Raw genomic sequence first — 16997 nt, 5'->3', positions numbered from 1 at the left:
TTCAGTGGCTAAGTCAAAGGAATACACGCCGCCGGTCATTGTTGCGGCGCAGCCAGAAATACCGATCTCGCGCCTGGATACTCGCGGCCATCTGATGGCTTGCAACGATGCCTATGTGGCGCTCTGCGGTTTCGCCCGAGAGGAGCTGCTCAACCAGCCGCACGAACTGATCAATCATCCGCTGATGCCCAAGCGAGTCATTGATCGTATGTGGGAGACCTTGCGCAGCGGTGTGCCGTGGACAGCGCCCATGATGGGACGCAATAAACAGGGCACGAGTTTCTGGTGCAATCTCTATGTGGTGCCACTGTTTGAGGACGGCCAGCTGAATGCGCTGGGTACGGCGTATCACCCGATGGACGCCGCCCAAAGCCTGAGAGCGGAAAAACTCTATCGACGCTTGAATAACGGCCACGGCCCGCTGACTTTCGCCCGGCGCGTGCAGGAGCATGCCAGCACTCAGGGCATCGCCTGGCTGCTGGGGCTGGGTGTCACGGGCGCGATGGTCGTCGGACAGATCGGCTTGGCACCGGGCCTGCTGGTGCTCGCCGGAGTACTCGCCGCGAGCTGGCAATGGCGAGCCAGACAACAGGCGGACGTGCGCCGGATCATGGCCCGGCACGAACAGGTCTACAGCGACGCGTTGCTGGCCCCGCTCCAGGCAGGCAGCGCCAGCGTCGCCAGCCGGTTTGACATGGCCCTCAACAGCCAGAACACGCGGATGCGCACCGTCATGGCGCGTATCCGGATCAACGGCGAGACCGTGCGTCAACGCGCGCAAGAATCGTCGACACTGGTGCAGACCCAATCCGGACACCTGCAACGGCAACTTGAAGAAGCCGAGCAGTCCGCCGCGGCCGTCCATCAAATGAGTGCCACGATCCAGGAGCTGTCGCGAAACCTGCAACACGCGGCTGAGGCCACCCAAGCCGTCGACCGCCTGGCTCGCGAGGGTGACCGGATGTCCGGGCAAAGCCAACTGTCGATGACCGGGCTGTGCACCTCGGTCGAGGAAATTGGCCAGGCCGTCAGCCGCCTCGCGGAATCGATCGAATCAATCAGCGGTGTCGCGCATGTGATTCGCAGCATCGCCGAACAGACCAATTTGCTGGCACTCAACGCGGCCATCGAAGCCGCCCGCGCCGGCGAGACCGGACGTGGTTTCGCGGTGGTCGCCGATGAGGTACGCAGCCTCGCGACCCGCACCCGGGAATCCACTGAGCAAATCCAGCGCTCCATCGAGCAGTTGCGTGACGGCAGTGCCCAGGCGCTCGCCACCGCGCAACGCGGCGAATCGGCCGCTCGGGAATCACGCGAAGACGTATCGCAGGTCCAAACCGCCTTGCGGCGCATCTGCGAGGAAGTCGGACAGATCTCCGGCATGAGTTTGCAAATGGCTTCGGCCATTGAACAGCAAGGTCAAGTCGCCCAAGAGATCAATGGGCAGATTTCCCAGATCGTAAACCTGGCGCAAACCAGCAGCGACCAGTCCCGACGCAGTACCCAGATCGGCGAGGAGCTGCATCAACTGGCCAACTCCCAACTCGATCTGGCCCAGCGTTTTCTACAGGGCTGAGCCATTCATTCTCATGCATCAGGCCTGACGGCGCAGGGTCTCGGAAGGCAGGCAGCCGTACTGCTTGCGGTACTGCATGGCGAAATGGCCGAAGCTGGCGACCCCGTGACGCAACAAGATATCCGTCACGCTGTCGGCCGGTCCGGCCTGCTGCAGGGCTACGTGAACCAGGGCCAGCCGACGAGTGCGGACGTAGTCGCTGGGGGTTTGCTGGAGAAACCGCGTGAAGCCATTTTGCAAGGTGCGGATCGACACGTCGCAGAACTGCGCCAGGCTCGCCAGCGCAATCGGTTCGCCCAGGTGCTGCTCGATGTAGTCACGGGCCTTCTTGACGTGGTGAGGCATGGGTTGGCGCTGGTCTTGCAGCAGATCAACCGAATAATTGTGCGGCAACTGGGTCAGCAGCACCGACAGCAAATAGTCCGACAGGCTCCCGCCCATGGTCGAGGTCAGCAACGACTGGCTGGCATCGCCATAGAGCTGGCAGATGTAATCCAGGGTGGTGCGTACCATCGCCATGCCCTGATGCTCGGCGTCGACCTGAATGTCGAACACCAGCGGCTGACGCAAACGCCGGTTGAGCAAGACTTGCAGCTGACGCTCGAGGGCTTGGCGATCGACGCGCAAAATCAGGTTGCGGCAGTCCTTGTCGATACGGATAAAACTGCGCTGCGAAGGCGAAGAAATGGTCAGCCCGCCCTTGCGCATAATCGCGTTCTGTTTGCCCAGGCTGACCATGCCGCTGCCTTCCAGGGTGACCCGAATCAGGTAGTAGTCACTGATATCGCCGGCGTCGATTTCCACCGGTGCACCGTAGTGCAAATCGAACAACGCCGAGCTGCCGAAAAACACGCCGTACAGCTGCGATTGCAGGGCGCCGCCCTGGTGCATTTTCATCTGGTGAGGCCACAGGTAATGACTGACCCGATCCTTGACCTCGCCAAACCCGCCGGAACTCAGAAGGCAATGATGACGGAGCGAAGAGTGTTGATCGAACATGCTGAAGCACCTCCAGAAAATGACACCGTTGCCCGTAGGCACGTCGCTAATTTAGTGGAAATGGAAAGCAATTTTCACGCCACGCAAACGCTTTCTGCGCGCCCGGAACAGCCTCTGCGTCTGGTGCATAGAGTCAAGGCAAACAAGGGCTTAAAAAGGTCCTGCAGCACACACCTGCCAAGCCATTGGCAACCTGGAACCGCACAACAAAACCAATAAACGCACCAGGGCAAGGCGCTCGGGTAACGACGGCGTCACCAATGCACCCACCTGCGAACCGCTGCCGCCGACTGACTGATTGCCAACCCTGAAGGGGCCAAACAGCATGACCAGCAAAACACCGACCGAGGTCACCCGTAAAAGCTATGCCTACGAATGGTATGTCGTTGCCGTTTGCATGCTGGCCTATATTTTTTCGTTCATCGATCGTCAGATCCTCGCGCTGATGATCGAACCGATCAAACACGACATGCAGTTATCCGATACACAGTTCAGCCTGCTGCATGGCCTGGCTTTTTCCCTGTTCTATGCCTTCATGGGCATGCCCATCGCCCTGCTGGCGGACAAATTTTCCCGACCGAAAATCATCGCCATGGGCATCGCGTTCTGGAGCCTGGCGACGGCCCTGTGTGGTGTGAGCAAAAACTTCCTGCAGATGTTTATGGCGCGCATCGGTGTCGGGATTGGTGAAGCGGCGCTGTCGCCGGCCACCTACTCGATGCTCAGCGATATGTTCCCCCGGGAAAAACTCGGGCGCGCCGTGGCGATCTACTCGATCGGCTCGTTCATCGGCGGCGGCGTGGCCTTTCTGATTGGCGGCTACGTCATCGATTTGCTGAAGAACCTCGACAGCGTCGCCGTACCACTGCTAGGCGAAATGCGGCCATGGCAGGTGACGTTTTTTCTGGTGGGACTGCCGGGCATTCTCGTTGCCCTGCTGATTGCCCTGACCATTCGCGACCCGGCTCGCAAAGGCTTGAAGCTGGACGCCGAGGGCAAGGTCCATGCGCCCAGCATGAAACAGGCGTTCAAGTTCCTGGCCGTGCATCGCAAGACCTTTTTCTGCCATTACCTGGGGTTTTCGTTTTACGCGATGACGCTGTTCTGCATGCTTAGCTGGACCCCGGCCTTCTACATGCGCAAATTCGGCCTCGCGCCCAGCGATACCGGCTACATGCTCGGCATCGTGGTGCTGCTGGCCAATACCAGCGGCGTATTTTGTGGCGGTTGGTTGATCGACTGGCTGGCGAAAAAAGGCTATAGCGATGCGCCGATCCGCGCCGGAGTCATCGGGGCGATCGGCATGGCCGTACCCGCCATCGCGTTCACCCAGGTCAGCGAACTGTGGATGTCGGTGGCGTTGCTGGCACCGGCGATGTTCTTTGCTTCGTTCCCAATGCCGGCATCAACCGCAGCCATGCAGATCCTGCCACCCAATCAGATGCGAGCGCAGATCAGCGCGCTGTTTCTGCTGATTTCCAATCTGATCGGCCTGGGTCTTGGTACCACACTGGTCGCGTTGCTCACCGACCGGCTATTCCAGAACCCGGCCATGGTCGGCTCGTCGATTTCCCTGCTCAATGCCTTCGCAGGCGCATTCACCCTGCTCTTGCTGATCAAGGGTTGCCGACACTTCCGTGAGAGCCTCAAACACGAAGGCCTGGCCTGACGTCCTTACCTGAGGCACGCTACGGCGTGTCTGCTGGTTTTTTACCGCGGGCGGCGCGACAATGACGCCCGCTGTCAAACCCGCTCACCTGAAAGACTACGCCAACCTCTATGACCACCCCGAAAAAGCGCCTGAGCCGATACAACCCCGCCAGCGAGGACTTCAAGAAGGAAGAGTTCCCCTTCTACTGGCTGGCTCGCCTGCACGGCCGCTACTCCATGGCCATGGAGAAAGCGCTGAAAAAAATCGATATGGACATACCGCGCTGGCGGATTCTGTTCATCCTCAAGGAAAATGGCGAGTCGAGCATTTCAGAAATCTCCATCCATGCCATCGCGAAGCTCTCGACCATCACCAAAATTGTCTACCGCATGAAAGCCGACGGCCTGGTGGAAACCAACACCAGCGCCAGCGACGGACGCGTGACTCAAGTCTCACTCACCGATGTCGGCCGCCATACCATCGAAGAAATCCAGCACGGCACCAGCGATATCTTCCGCACCAGCTTCAAAGGCCTGACCGAGGCCCAGATCACCAAACTGAACGGGACACTGGAAAAAATATTCAATAACCTGCCGGAAGACTGAGCCATAAAAACCTGCGCGGTGGGCACTGGCCACAGTTTGCATGCCTTGAATACGTGCACTGCAGTTACGACCCCTTTTGTCTGTTCTCCAAAAACTGGACGGTCATCCCTGAGAGGGCACGGGTCCCGGTCACTAGCGCGCTCTCATCGACAAAAAACCCTGGATTGTGGTTAGGTGCAGCCGTTGCCGGATCCTGGCCATTGGGCGTTACGCCGAGGAAGAAATACAGACCCGGAACCTGGCGGGCGAAAAACGAAAAGTCCTCCGAAGCTCCGACCAGGGCGGCAGGCGCCACTTTGCCTGAGGCGGCCCGGCCAAGTACTGGAGCCATTTGCGCCACGAGATTTTCGTCGTTGATCGTAGTGCCGTATGCCGGGATCACAGAAACATCCGCCTTGGCTCCGGCGCTTTCGGCAATCTTCTGTGCACTGAGTTTTATATCGCGGGCAACCTGCGCACGGACATTCTCGTCGTAGGTACGAATAGTGCCGGCCATTTGTACCTGTTGCGGCACAATGTTAGGGGCACTGCCGCCCTGAATCATGCCCACGGTGACAACCGCTGGCGATTGGATCAGGTTAGTTCGTCGGCTGACCACGGTCTGCAGGCCGGTAATGATCTGAGCCGCATTTACCACCGGGTCGACGGTGTTCCAGGGCATACCGCCATGGCCCTGTTTGCCGGTGACCGTGATGTTCAAATCATCGCTACTGGCGGTGGTCGCCCCGGCGCGCCAGCTCAGCTCACCGGAACGCCCGGGCATGACGTGCACGGCAAAAATAGCGTCGGGCTTGAGTGTCTTGAACAGCCCTTCCTCCAACATCAACTCTGCGCCCCAGCGCTGATTCTGGCCGGGCATGACCAGGCTGGATCCCTCTTCCGATGGCTGGAAGATGAACATCACTTTACCCGGCAGGTTTTCGCGCATACCGGCCAGCACTTCGGCCGTGGCCATCAGCATGGCAGTGTGGGCATCGTGACCGCAGGCGTGCATGACATCGACCTCTTTACCCTTGTAGGTGCCGCGAGCCCTGGAAGCAAACGCGAGGCCCTCCGATTCCTTGACGGGCAGTGCGTCCATGTCCGCCCTCAGGGCAACGGTCGGGCCAGGCTTGCCTCCCTCAAGAATGCCGACCACACCGGTATGGGCGATGCCGGTGCGAACCTCAAGTCCGAGTTTGCGCAGGTGATCAGCCACCAGCGCCGCCGTGCGCGTTTCCTGATCGCCGAGTTCCGGGTGCTGGTGAATGTCGCGACGCCATTCAATCAACTTCTGCTCAACGGTTGCAGCACGGCTGTAGGCCTGCTCCTCAAGTGCGCTGGGTGTTTGCGCCTGGGCGGTACCGGCGAGGGCCAGCAGCAATCCTGCCATTAATGTTGAGGGTTTGAATGGTGGCATCGCTTTTACTCCTGAACACTGCAACGGCCCTTTGTGGCCGCTGCCCGGCGTCAGCCTAATAGATGGGGATAGCAGATGCCAGCCGAGCACGGGCGCCCCGCCTGGCCAATCGTAACCGGACGTATCACAGCAGCATGACCGCCGCTTAGCCGGGTCCAAAAGCAATCTATCGGTTCCATTTTAAAGGGTCTTACGCGTTAGCCAGGCACCCCAGAACAGACTACTGAAGAAACGAGTAGCGTCTCCGAATCCAGAGTCATGCATCAACTGTTGAACCGCAGCCTCGGAATGTGGCGGGTCAGCTCCCTGAAGAATTTTCCCCAACCTGGCTTTTACTTCATCCGGGCTCGCGCCATGTTGTCGCCACCGCTGCCCCCAGGCGGCCAGCAATAGCGGTTGGCTGGCATAAGCATACTGATTACCCGCGACAATCAGCGGCGCACCCGGTTTCAGATGAGCCCGAATGGATTGCAGAACTTGGCGCTTCGCATCATCCCCCTCGAGATGATGCAGGACGCCGATCAAGGTGGCGGCGTCGTATGACTCGTCCGCTGTCAGGTCCTCGACATGCCCAAGATGCAGGGTGGTTCTTTTGAGCAAATTGTTGGCTTCCAGCTGCTGCGCCGCAGCCTCCAGCATCGGCTCGGATGGATCAACAGCAGTGAAGCGCCATGTCGGCTCCAGCGTTGCCATCGCAATAATCTCCTGAGCTGTGCCGCCAGCGCCAACCACCAGTATTTTTGCAGAGGGTGCATTCCCGACGCTTGCCGCCAGCATGCACGCAGCAAGATCCTGGCAGGCGTCATACCCAGCTAATGCAATACGGCTCTGCCGTCCGTACTCATTAGCCCGCGAAGTATCAAATTTTCCAGCTGCGTTTTGAGGGGGTGTTTTCAAGGCGATTCTCCATGTCTTGGAATCAAGCTATGCCACCCACTGAAATAATAAAAATTCATTAATTTTATAAGATGCATTCCTTCAAGGAATATTGAATTCCTCTAAGTGACAGGCAGCGTCCTAAGCGACCGTCACTTCACGCAAAGATGAATTGATCATGACCAAGCAGTGGGTACAGCATTTGAGCCACGATGGGGCGCAATCCACGAGTGCTATGATCTGAGCGCCTATTTCTCGCCAAGAGATTGCCCATGGATCGCTTGTCTACCTTGTTGTCGCAGTTCGGGGTGCGCGCACACCTGTTTTACAATGGCAAACTGTGCGGCTCGGCGGCTTACGACGGCGCTGAAGGACGAGGTTATATCCACCTGCTGCAGGCTGGCAGCGTTACCTTGCTGGGAGCCGATCGTAAGGGCGTGCTGCTGACCCGGCCCAGCCTGATTTTCATGCCGCGTCCAAGCCGGCATCAACTGTTTGCCGGTGAGTCCGAGGGCGCTCAGTTGTTGTGTGCGTCCATGGAGTTTGAGGGCGGAGTTGATAACCCGTTGTCGGCTTCGTTGCCCGATTGTCTGGCGTTGTCTCTGGATGAACTACCAATGCTGGCCGATACGCTGAAATGGATGTTCGGCGAAGCGGCGGGTGCGCATTGTGGCAGGGAGGCAGCACTGGAGCGGTTGTTTGAACTGCTGGTCATCCTGTTGTTTCGACACTTGCTTGATCACCACCAGTTGCGTACAGGGATGATGGCTGGACTGGCTGACCCGCGGTTGTCGCGCTCTCTGGTGCAGATTCACAACGCACCTCATCGTGCCTGGTCGATTGCGGATTTGGCGAGCGAATCGAATATGTCTCGCGCGGCCTACGCGGTGCATTTCCGGGCTGTTATCGGGCAGACGCCCGCCGATTATCTGTTGAGTTGGCGTATCAGCCTGGCGCAGAAGCGTCTTCGTGAAGGACGGTCAATTACACTGATCGCCGCCGAGGTTGGTTATGAAAGTTCTTCGGCACTTGCACGCGCTTTTCGACGCAAGACTGGCAACAGCCCTCGGGACTGGATTAAAAACCTGGCAGGCGGAGATGATGGGGCGATGGCCTGAAAACATCGAACTGCTTCGGGCCGTCCCCAGGTGGTCGATCATCGGTTCAACGGCGTTCCAGATCCGTCAGAGAATGGCCGGCCACCAATATCGAGGCGGCAAGTAACCCGATGTCTTTAAGCAGAAACTGGCCCGGAGCAACCGTAATCGCGGGAAAACCGAGGCCGGGTTCGATCACGCCAGGGGTCGAGAACATGAAGCTCAAGGTGGTGAAAAACAGTCCAGCAGACAACGCGCCACCTATCAAAGAAAGCTTGGGTGACAGCAAGCGACCTGCAATCAGGGTACCGATCAAAACCTCCAGAACGCCAAGCAGACTGGAGAAGGTGTCGACACTGAAAATGTCATAAACCCAACCCAGGAAAGGGCTGTTACTCACCAGCGGAACCAGCCCCTCCGCTTCGTAGTGCGTGAACTTCATCCCGCCGAACCAAAAGTAAATGACGGCGAGCGCAAAGTAGGCGCCGTAGATGCCAAGCGCCATGGTTTTGATGCCGAGCGTAGAAGAGCCTTGTGCGCCCTTGGTTTTGTAGTTCTCGATGTTTAAGGTTTTCATGATCAATGCTTCCAGGAGTGTGGTGAGGAACGCTAATCAGCAACCCCCGCGCGGTGTGCGTTGGGAGTGGAGACAGTGTTGCCTTTGCTTGCACGCTCGTGGCATCTGAACGTATTGCGTTCGGTGCAGATCGTCTTGACTCATCCAGGTCTAAAGCGATCGGTGGTTCCAGGGCGGCAGCGTTAAACGCGCTTGGCTATTTGAGAGATTGGCGGTGGTCGTCATCTATCGCCTGTCTCAGATCGGACTGATGGCTAAGACGGATTTCTGCCTGTCGCGACTGACCGAAAGCGAGAAAGCCTCGTACTCATGTGAAACCTCTAACCCCAGGCTAGCAATATCGCTCGATGATTTCGAATAATCGATTGCACGCAGTCGCGAGGTAAGGTTCAGGCGCTGTAGCAACCCCGAGCAACAGACCAGGGGAGTGCCCGGACGGTGTCGCGAACCACGCTGACAAGGGCGAAGGGGCCAGGCCAAAAGTGCATCCAACTCCGGGTTCGTTCAATAGCCTATATCCGAATAATCCGTGCAGTGAAAACCGTCGCTGTGACGTTTCATGCCGTACGGGGAGCCGGCACGCTTCTTCACGCATTTACCCACTGCATCATGGTTGACGTAGGGGTCACCGTTTACCGGGTGCAGCGTACGCAGCCCCGTCCAATAGGTGCAACTGGCGCACAGGTGCTTGGTCGTCAATGCACTGATCTTGCGGTGTTTGAGGGCAAAGGTGTTGAGGTCCGGTTTCCTGTCCACCGGTTTGCGCTCACGTGGCTGGCGATCTTCGTACGCGTCGTCCTCATCATGCTCGCGGCGACTGCGGCCAGTACCTTGTTCCGAAGTGGTATTCGCAACGTTGCGCACAACTGTCCATGCAATGAACAACCCACCGATCACCAGCACCCAGATGAATGCCTGTTTCAACAGAACCTTGAGCCGGTTTGGCCATGACTCGGCCTCTTCCTTAGCCAAGCGCTGGCGCTCTGCTTCCTGGACGCGGGCTTGCTGTGATGCGATCTGCGCCCAGACTTGCTCGGTCACTGAACTGAAGGCCTGGGGCTGGTACAAAGCCTTACTGCCATCTATGTTGCGAGCAGCGATTTCCCCGGAGCACGCCGTTACGTTGGTATCGAACGCCATTCGGCTGATGCTCGATATGCTCAGGCGTGCCGTGGCGTTTTCCAAGCAGCGGGTGAACTGCGCCAGTTCGGCGTTGTGAAGTAGCGCTAGGGATAAGCCGCTGACTGTGGTGTATGGCGTTTTTGTTGCTGGATACCAACTAAAGGGGGCTTCGTTGAGCTCGGCAAATCGCGTATCGAGGTCGCTGGCCACGCGCTGGAACGAATAGGCGGTCGCGGGGTTGGCGGTCTGGAATAGTTCGCCAAGCTTCTTGGAGAGAAGCTGCACCCGCAGGGCCTTGTCGAAGTTGATCCACTGTGTTCGTGACTGCTCGTAGAGGTCGTTCTGAGTGCGAGTGAAGGTAACCGACACATAGTCGCCTTCGCGTAGGGAACGCACCGCCGGATTGCTCACGCGACATCCGGCAATGGTTCCTGCTTGCCAGCGGTTGGCGGCGTAGGCGTCCTGGATGCATTGGATATAACCCTCTACATCGTTGGGGGCCTGTTCGATGGGCGGCGGGGCAGCGTGCACGACAGCGGAAAAGGCCAACAGGCCAGTACTGAGCAGGGAGCGGAAAAGCGCGTTCATCCGTGATGGGTCCGATGTCCGATGATGGAAAAAATCGCAAATAGTATATCTACAAAGCAACAGTCAACGACCGTCATTTATGTCTGATTGAATGAGTCTCAAGAAGGCCCGCCCTCGCCCGCTTGGGGTCGTTTTCTGCCTCTCACCAGGGGCAGAAAACGGCCCATGCCGGCAGTGAACGCCACCATCAAGAAATCGATAGCACTTTTCACTCTCGCCTACCTCCAATGACATGTGTTTTCGCGTGACAACCTGGAGGTCTATATGTCGATGCGCAAGATCGTTCTACTTTCCTGCCTGGGTTTGGCACTTGCCGGGTGCGCTGGCTCAAGCCAGGAGCATCCTCCCGCCACCATGCAAGTCGACCTGCAAAAATACCAAGGCACTTGGTACGAGCAGGCCAGATTACCTATGTTCTTCCAGCGCAATTGCCAGCAGTCAGAAGCGCATTACGGTCTACGTGACGATGGCCGCATTGACGTCACCAATCGTTGTAGGGAACAGGATGGCGAGTGGAACGAGGTACTAGGAGTTGCCGAAGCGCAGCAGCCAGGTAAGACAGACAAACTCTGGGTGCAATTCGATAACTGGTTCAGCCGCATTGCGCCAGGAATAACCAAAGGAGAGTATTGGGTGCTTTACCACGACCCTGACTACCAGTTCGCACTGGTCGGCCACCCAAACCGAGAATATCTATGGGTGCTTTCACGCGCATCTGAAATTAACGGTGTCAAGCGCGAACAGCTGCTAGAGATTGCTCAGCAACAGGGATATGACACCAGCAAACTAATCTGGCGTCCGGCAGATCCGACCAAGCCCTAGTCAACTTGTAATGGTGCGTAGGCAGCAGTCTACTGATTGCTGCCTGTCGTGAGTGGCAAAAAGTGGCCAATTGCAGTTGTTGGCGAACGGCTGCAACGGGTCGAATAACGACCACCCGGCGTGGTGGCTGATTCACCCTTGTCCTCCCTCAACGTGGAGGACGAGCCATGAATACTACTGCTGGATACAGCCATCAGCCTTGGAACAAGGAAAAGCCTGTCGGGCAGAAAGCCCCGCTCCGAGTCAGAGATTTCTGGGCCGGTCGGGTCAAACGCCCGCTCGCCGAGAACACACGTGAATCGAGGTCAATGATGCCCTGGAAATGGCGGAACAAACGGAAGTCTGACCATTCCTACTGACTGTCGATGCTTGACCGTCACTCTCCGACCCATAGCAGCCGGTCGTGGGACATACGCATAAGCGCTAGCCAGCTCTCGTACTACGATGATGTTAAATCGACCGTCTCATGCGCTTTGAGAAAAGCCGCATCCCTTCTTCGGGCCCTTGATCGAGTGGAATCAAGGGCCACGCGTGGTAAGCATCGGCGATCGAGGAACTAAACGGTTCTGACTGCCAAAGCTTTTTGCCGACGATACAGAATCGTCGTCGCTGTGAATCCGCACACCGCCGCGAACATCAGCCAGTAGGCAGGTGATGCCTTGTCGCCCGTGGCTTGGACAAGCAGCGTCGAGATTGCCGGGGTAAAACCGCCAAACACCGCGGTGGCCAAACTGAAGGCCAGTGAAAACCCGACTACCCGCACGTTCTGTGGCATGACTTCCGTCAGTGCCGCGACCATGGCGCCGTTGTAAATGCCAAAGAAGAATGAGAAGTACAGCAGAACAGCGAGCAGTCGTTCGAAACTCGCCGCCTCTGCCAGCCAGTGCATGGCGGGATAGGCGGTGAAGATGCACAGCAACGATATCGCCAGCAACAGTGGCCGACGGCCAATGCGGTCGGACACGGCGCCGCCGATAGGCAGCCAGATAAAGTTGCTGATGCCGACCAGCAATGTGACCACCAGGCTGTCGGTAGTGCTCAGGTTCAGTACTGTCCTGCCAAACGTCGGTGTGTAGACCGTAATCAGGTAGAACGTGGTTGTGGTCATGGACGCCAGCAAGCCGCCCGCCAGTACGGTGCGCCAGTTGTCACGCATCGAGCGAAAAACTTCGCGAGTCGTTGGACGATGGCTGCGAGCAGTGAAGGCAGCGGTTTCTTCCAGTGAGCGGCGAATAATGAAAATGAACGGGATGATCACGCAGCCAATGAAGAACGGGATACGCCAGCCCCACTCGGCGATTTCAGCCGCTTGCATCGTGGCATTGATCGTGTAGCCCAACGCGGCTGCGACGACGATCGCCACCTGTTGGCTGGCTGACTGCCAACTGGTGTAGAAACCGGTGTGACCGGGGGTGGAAATTTCCGCCAGATACACGGAAACACCGCCCATTTCCGCACCCGCGGAGAAGCCTTGAAGCAGCCTGCCCAACAACACCAGAATCGGTGCCGCCACGCCAATGGCGGCATAGCCCGGCACCAGGGCAATCAATACAGTTCCCGCGGCCATGATCGACAGCGTCACGATCAGCCCCTTGCGACGGCCCACCTTGTCGATGTACGCCCCCAGAACAATGGCGCCTAACGGACGCATCAGGAATCCGGAGCCGAATACCGCGAAGGTCATCATCAGCGAGGCAAACTCGCTGGTGGCTGGAAAGAAAGTTTGAGAGATGTAGGTCGCGTAGAATCCGAACAGAAAGAAGTCGAACTGTTCGAGAAAGTTACCGCTGGTGACCCGAAAAATGGCGCCTAATTTAGACCCTTTGGATCGGGTTGTTGCCGTTGTCATTTTCATCATGGCTACCGTTATGCTCACTATTGTTTTTGGAATGAGTGCTTTAACCGTCAGTCGCTGCCGGCGTTGATCGGGTTGGGTTGACGCTTCTCGATGGCGTGTTTGAGCAGCGCTGCGCTGCGGAAGATTCCATGGGCGAACTTGCTGTAGGGCATGGTCAGGAAGAACGCCATGACCAGGCCGAGGTGGATAGCCAACATCAAGCCCAAAGCGCTGGTTTCACGAAACGCCAGCAGCGCCAGGCCGCTTGCGCTGACCAGAAACAGCAGCGCGATGAAGCCGCGATCCATGGGTTTCTGGTTCGCGTCACCGTGCTCGGGATTGCGACGCAGGTTCAGCCAAAGAAGACCCGCCGGGCCGATCAGCAGGCCGATGCCACCCGCAATTCCCAACATCACCGGCAAGCTGAAGATCGGATAAGGCGCAGACCACTTCAGCAGATAGTGAAAAAGCGTGGCGAAACCGGTGGCGGCGAAGCACAGCATGAATCCGTAGAAGGTGAGGTGGTGGAATCGGCGTCGCCACAAGGTGAATTGATCGTCGGCGTTGTTGCAGCCTTCGCCATGGCCGCCGTCCAGGTATTTGAGCTTCGCGACGCTGGCCGTAGCCTCCAAGGCAGCGGACGTTTTCAACGGCAGTGGCGCTGCGACGGGTGAAACGTTGCGCCAAAAGCGCCGTACACCCATGGTCAGGGCAAGTACCGCAAAGCCAAACACTGCGCCGAACATCAGCGCCAGGGTGTTATGCGGGAAAATCTTGTAGAAATTGCCCCCGGGAATGGCCGTGAACAGATTGCCCATGAACATCAGGGTCAGGCATAAAAACAGGGCCAGTGCGCCACCGGAAGCCAGCGCCAGGGTCAGGCCGTTGCGCTGATACAACTTGCCCATCACTTGCGGCCAGGCGTATTCGGCGTAAGTATCCAGGCGCACTTTCGCCATGGCTTTGGGGATATTGACGTCGAATTCGTGTGGGGCGGCGTACTGACAGGCGTGCAGGCACGCGCCGCAGTTATGGCACAAGTTCGCCAGGTAATGGATGTCGGCCTGGGTGAATTCCAGACGCCGGGTCATCGCCGGAAAAACCGCACAAAAGCCTTCGCAGTAACGGCAGGCATTGCAGATGGTCATCTGCCGCTGGACTTCACTTTCGTCAAGATTCAACACCGGGATCAACCCGCCCGACGCTTGGGGATCAAACAGTTGCATGTCGAGACTCCGTGTTCGCAGATGAAACGCCAAAGCCCACCGAAGCGGCCGCCTGCACACCGGCGATGCGGCCAAACGCGGTACCGATGGCCATGCCAATTCCGGCGGTGTAGCCCTTGCCCAGAACATTGCCGGCCATCATTTCTCCCGCGACGAACAGGTTGGGGCTCGCTTTGCCGTTGAAATGCACAGCTGCGGTTTCGTCGGTGGCGAGGCCAAGGTAGGTGAAGGTGACACCCGGTTTAAGCGGGTAGGCGTAGAAAGGTGGTTTTACCAATGGCCGCGCCCAATGGGTTTTCGCGGGCACCAGCCCTTGGGTGTGGCAGTCGTCCAGCGCGGTGTGATCGAAGGTGCCAACGCGGCAGGCGCTGTTGTAGTCCTCGACAGTCTTGACGAATTGTTCTTGAGGCAGCTTCAACTGACGGGCAAGGTCTTGCAGAGTATTGGCGGTGGTTCCGGGAAAGACCGGCGGCATGAAGCGGCCGATGGCTTGTTGATCAATGATCGAATAGGCCTGCTGACCCGGTTGTCCGGCCACCAGACGCCCCCAGATCGCATAACGTTTTGGCCAGAAATCCTCACCTTCGTCGTAGAAGCGCTCGCCATCACGATTGACCACCACCCCCAGAGATACGCAGTCGATTCGGGTGCAGATGCCGCCGTCGTAGAGTGGCGCGCGGGCATCAATCGCGACCATGTGTGCTTGCGTCGGATCGCCGATCACATCGGCGCCAAGGTCGAGCATGCGCCGCAGCAAAATGCCGGTGTTGAATCGGGTGCCCCGGATCAGGAAATTGTCCGATGGCCATTCACCACGTTCGTTCTGACCCCAGGCTTCGCGCAGCCATTCACGGTTGGATTCAAAGCCGCCGGCAGCCAACACGCAGGCCCGGGCTTCAATGCGTTCTGCGGCGAAACGCTGTCCATCGACCTCATGTTCGCCCACATGGGCGGCGACGAATTTACCCTCGTCCAACTCGATGTCGGTCACTTGCGTGTTGTAGCGAACTTTTACACCCAGGCGCTCGGCGCTGCGAAAATACGCATTGACCAGCGCTTTTCCGCCACCCATAAAAAATGCATTGGTCCGCGCCACGTGCAGCGCGCCGGACAGCGGTGGCTGAAAATGCACGCCGTGTGAACGCATCCAGTCGCGGCAAGAAGACGATGCCCGAATGGCAATGCGTGCAAGCTTTTCATCCGTGAGGCCACCGGTAACCTTCAACAGGTCTTGCCAGTATTCCTCTTCCGGATAGGCATCAATCAGGACGTCCTGCGGTTCGTCGTGCATGCACCGCAGGTTACGGGTGTGTTGGGAGTTGCCACCGCGCCAGATTTTCGGAGAGGCTTCCAGCAACATCACGCTGGCGCCCGCTTCTCGCGCCATCAGAGCGGCGCACAAGGCTGCGTTGCCACCCCCTATGATTAAGACATCGATCATTATCGCTCCTCGATTTGCAAGGAAGCGGGAACGAAGTGCTCCTTGCGAGTGGGGAGAACGATAGGGTTGGGAGGGAGTGGCCGAAAGGCCGCGTTTAACGCGGGGTGTTTAGTTTTTCTAAAGGCTTTATCGTCTGGCGAGACTTATGTGTCCGGGGTTGAAGCAGGATTACGCGTCTGCCCCTTCTATCCACGTCGCTCCAGGCCACTGTTTGTCAAACACCAGCTTTCGCGCGACATCGACGATGACCAACCGCGTTGCCAGCGCCGCGGGAGAGAGTTCGTCGTCAGCCAGCGTCGCCAGAAGATTACGCCGGCCCACATGGGGATCGGCAATCCGGACCAGTGAAAGTCCGGCCCCGTCTTTCAATGCAGCGGCCGCTCCCGGTTGTATCGTTGCCGCATGACCGGCCCTGACGGCGTTCATCAAAACAGCGAGACCGTCGACTTCCATAATGACATTGGGTGTTAGCCCGACCCGCTCGAACGCGCTCATCAATGCCGAGCGCAGTCCATGTTGCGCGCTGGGCATCACCAGCGGCAGGCCGCCGAGGTCGGCTAACTGCACGCTGTTGCCAGAAGGCGCCTGAGGCAAGCTGGGCGAGGCAATGACAAACAGCTTTTCATCCAGCAGCGGAGTCACGCTCCAGCGTTTACCCCCTTCGAGCTGGAACAGGATGGCCAGGTCAATTTGCCGCGCGTTGAGCTGCGCTGCCAAGTGGCCGGAAAGCATTTCAACCAAATGCAGTTGTATGTCCGGATAACGCGCACGCATGGCGTTGATCAAAGGCAACGCGAGCACCGTCGCGGTAGTCGGCGGTAAGCCGACGCTGACATAACCGCTCATTCTGCCGCGATGGGCGGCCATGATCGCGTTTTCCGCCTGGCGCAGCGTCAGTTGGGCATGGTGTAAAAACGCAAATCCGGCGCTCGTGGGCGTCACGCCGGTGGAGGTTCGATTCAGGAGGCGGGTGCACAATTCGCTTTCCAGCTTGGAGATTTGCTGACTGAGGGCTGACACGCCAACGTCCAGTTCAAGTGCCGCACGCCCCAGGCTGCCAAGCTCGATGATTTTCACGAAATAGCGCAGTTGTCTCAATTCCAATTTACCTGCTCCCCGCAAGTTTGTTATCCAAATACGAATGTTGGAACGCAGCCAACCATATCAGGAATGAATGGCCT

The 16997-nt window shown here is 58.1% G+C and carries 14 protein-coding genes; 5 read left to right on the top strand and 9 right to left on the bottom strand.

Translation table 11 applies throughout. From position 1 onward, the window contains the following. Positions 1–4: 4 nt before the first annotated feature. Positions 5–1576 (top strand): methyl-accepting chemotaxis protein, encoded by a 1572-nt coding sequence (locus tag F8N62_RS17995; protein WP_224791382.1) that lies wholly within the window; start codon positions 5–7, stop codon positions 1574–1576. An 18-nt stretch (positions 1577–1594) separates the two neighbouring features. Here F8N62_RS17995 and F8N62_RS17990 read toward each other — a convergent pair whose 3' ends face one another. Then, a complete protein-coding gene (locus tag F8N62_RS17990; RefSeq protein ID WP_150711928.1) occupies positions 1595–2575 on the bottom strand; it encodes an AraC family transcriptional regulator in 981 nt (326 codons plus the stop codon). 325 nt (positions 2576–2900) lie between these two features. Here F8N62_RS17990 and F8N62_RS17985 point away from each other — a divergent pair, with 325 nt between their 5' ends. Continuing rightward, a complete protein-coding gene (locus F8N62_RS17985; protein WP_224791381.1) occupies positions 2901–4244 on the top strand; it encodes a spinster family MFS transporter in 1344 nt (447 codons plus the stop codon). A gap of 110 nt (positions 4245–4354) precedes the next feature. Continuing rightward, positions 4355–4831: a MarR family winged helix-turn-helix transcriptional regulator gene (locus tag F8N62_RS17980; RefSeq protein WP_084317873.1), complete on the top strand. Its 477-nt coding sequence runs from the start codon at positions 4355–4357 to the stop codon at positions 4829–4831. A 64-nt stretch (positions 4832–4895) separates the two neighbouring features. Here the strand turns inward: F8N62_RS17980 and F8N62_RS17975 are convergent, their stop codons facing one another. Together F8N62_RS17975 and F8N62_RS17970 are read right to left on the bottom strand one after the other, a co-directional pair. Next, entirely contained in the window at positions 4896–6230 is a 1335-nt protein-coding gene (locus F8N62_RS17975) for an amidohydrolase (protein ID WP_150711927.1), read from the bottom strand. A 180-nt stretch (positions 6231–6410) separates the two neighbouring features. Further along, positions 6411–7127 carry a class I SAM-dependent methyltransferase gene (locus F8N62_RS17970; RefSeq protein WP_150711926.1) on the bottom strand — a complete coding sequence of 239 codons (717 nt, stop codon included), beginning with the start codon at positions 7125–7127 and terminating at the stop codon, positions 6411–6413. A 251-nt stretch (positions 7128–7378) separates the two neighbouring features. Here F8N62_RS17970 and F8N62_RS17965 point away from each other — a divergent pair, with 251 nt between their 5' ends. Continuing rightward, complete coding sequence (locus F8N62_RS17965; RefSeq protein ID WP_150711925.1) at positions 7379–8224, top strand: AraC family transcriptional regulator; 846 nt, start codon at positions 7379–7381, stop codon at positions 8222–8224. A gap of 46 nt (positions 8225–8270) precedes the next feature. On the opposite strand, the gene F8N62_RS17960 is transcribed toward F8N62_RS17965, so the two are convergent. Further along, positions 8271–8780 carry a YkgB family protein gene (locus F8N62_RS17960; protein WP_150711924.1) on the bottom strand — a complete coding sequence of 170 codons (510 nt, stop codon included), beginning with the start codon at positions 8778–8780 and terminating at the stop codon, positions 8271–8273. A gap of 504 nt (positions 8781–9284) precedes the next feature. Beyond that, positions 9285–10490: a hypothetical protein gene (locus F8N62_RS17950; protein ID WP_150711923.1), complete on the bottom strand. Its 1206-nt coding sequence runs from the start codon at positions 10488–10490 to the stop codon at positions 9285–9287. Between the two features lie 264 nt (positions 10491–10754). On the opposite strand from F8N62_RS17950, the gene F8N62_RS17945 reads away from it, so the two are divergent. After that, on the top strand, positions 10755–11312 hold the full coding sequence (locus tag F8N62_RS17945; RefSeq protein ID WP_150711922.1) for a lipocalin family protein: 558 nt from the start codon (positions 10755–10757) through the stop codon (positions 11310–11312). Between the two features lie 556 nt (positions 11313–11868). On the opposite strand, the gene F8N62_RS17935 is transcribed toward F8N62_RS17945, so the two are convergent. The 4 genes from F8N62_RS17935 to F8N62_RS17920 all read right to left on the bottom strand — a co-directional run bounded on the left by F8N62_RS17935 (position 11869) and on the right by F8N62_RS17920 (position 16920). Further along, positions 11869–13170 carry an MFS transporter gene (locus F8N62_RS17935; RefSeq protein WP_150711921.1) on the bottom strand — a complete coding sequence of 434 codons (1302 nt, stop codon included), beginning with the start codon at positions 13168–13170 and terminating at the stop codon, positions 11869–11871. Between the two features lie 47 nt (positions 13171–13217). Further along, entirely contained in the window at positions 13218–14375 is a 1158-nt protein-coding gene (tcuB, locus tag F8N62_RS17930) for a tricarballylate utilization 4Fe-4S protein TcuB (protein ID WP_150711920.1), read from the bottom strand. Continuing rightward, positions 14362–15816 carry an FAD-dependent tricarballylate dehydrogenase TcuA gene (gene tcuA / locus F8N62_RS17925; RefSeq protein WP_150711919.1) on the bottom strand — a complete coding sequence of 485 codons (1455 nt, stop codon included), beginning with the start codon at positions 15814–15816 and terminating at the stop codon, positions 14362–14364. The genes tcuB and tcuA overlap by 14 nt, the downstream gene beginning before the upstream one ends. 168 nt (positions 15817–15984) lie before the next feature. Then, positions 15985–16920, bottom strand: coding sequence for a LysR substrate-binding domain-containing protein (locus tag F8N62_RS17920; protein WP_150711918.1), 936 nt, complete (start codon positions 16918–16920; stop codon positions 15985–15987). Positions 16921–16997: the final 77 nt, after the last annotated feature.

The organism is Pseudomonas fluorescens, from assembly GCF_902497785.1.
Taxonomy (GTDB): Bacteria; Pseudomonadota; Gammaproteobacteria; order Pseudomonadales; family Pseudomonadaceae; genus Aquipseudomonas; species Aquipseudomonas fluorescens_BO.
The sequence above is the reverse complement of the archived record's forward strand: the minus strand, read 5'-3'. Positions and strand labels throughout refer to the sequence as shown.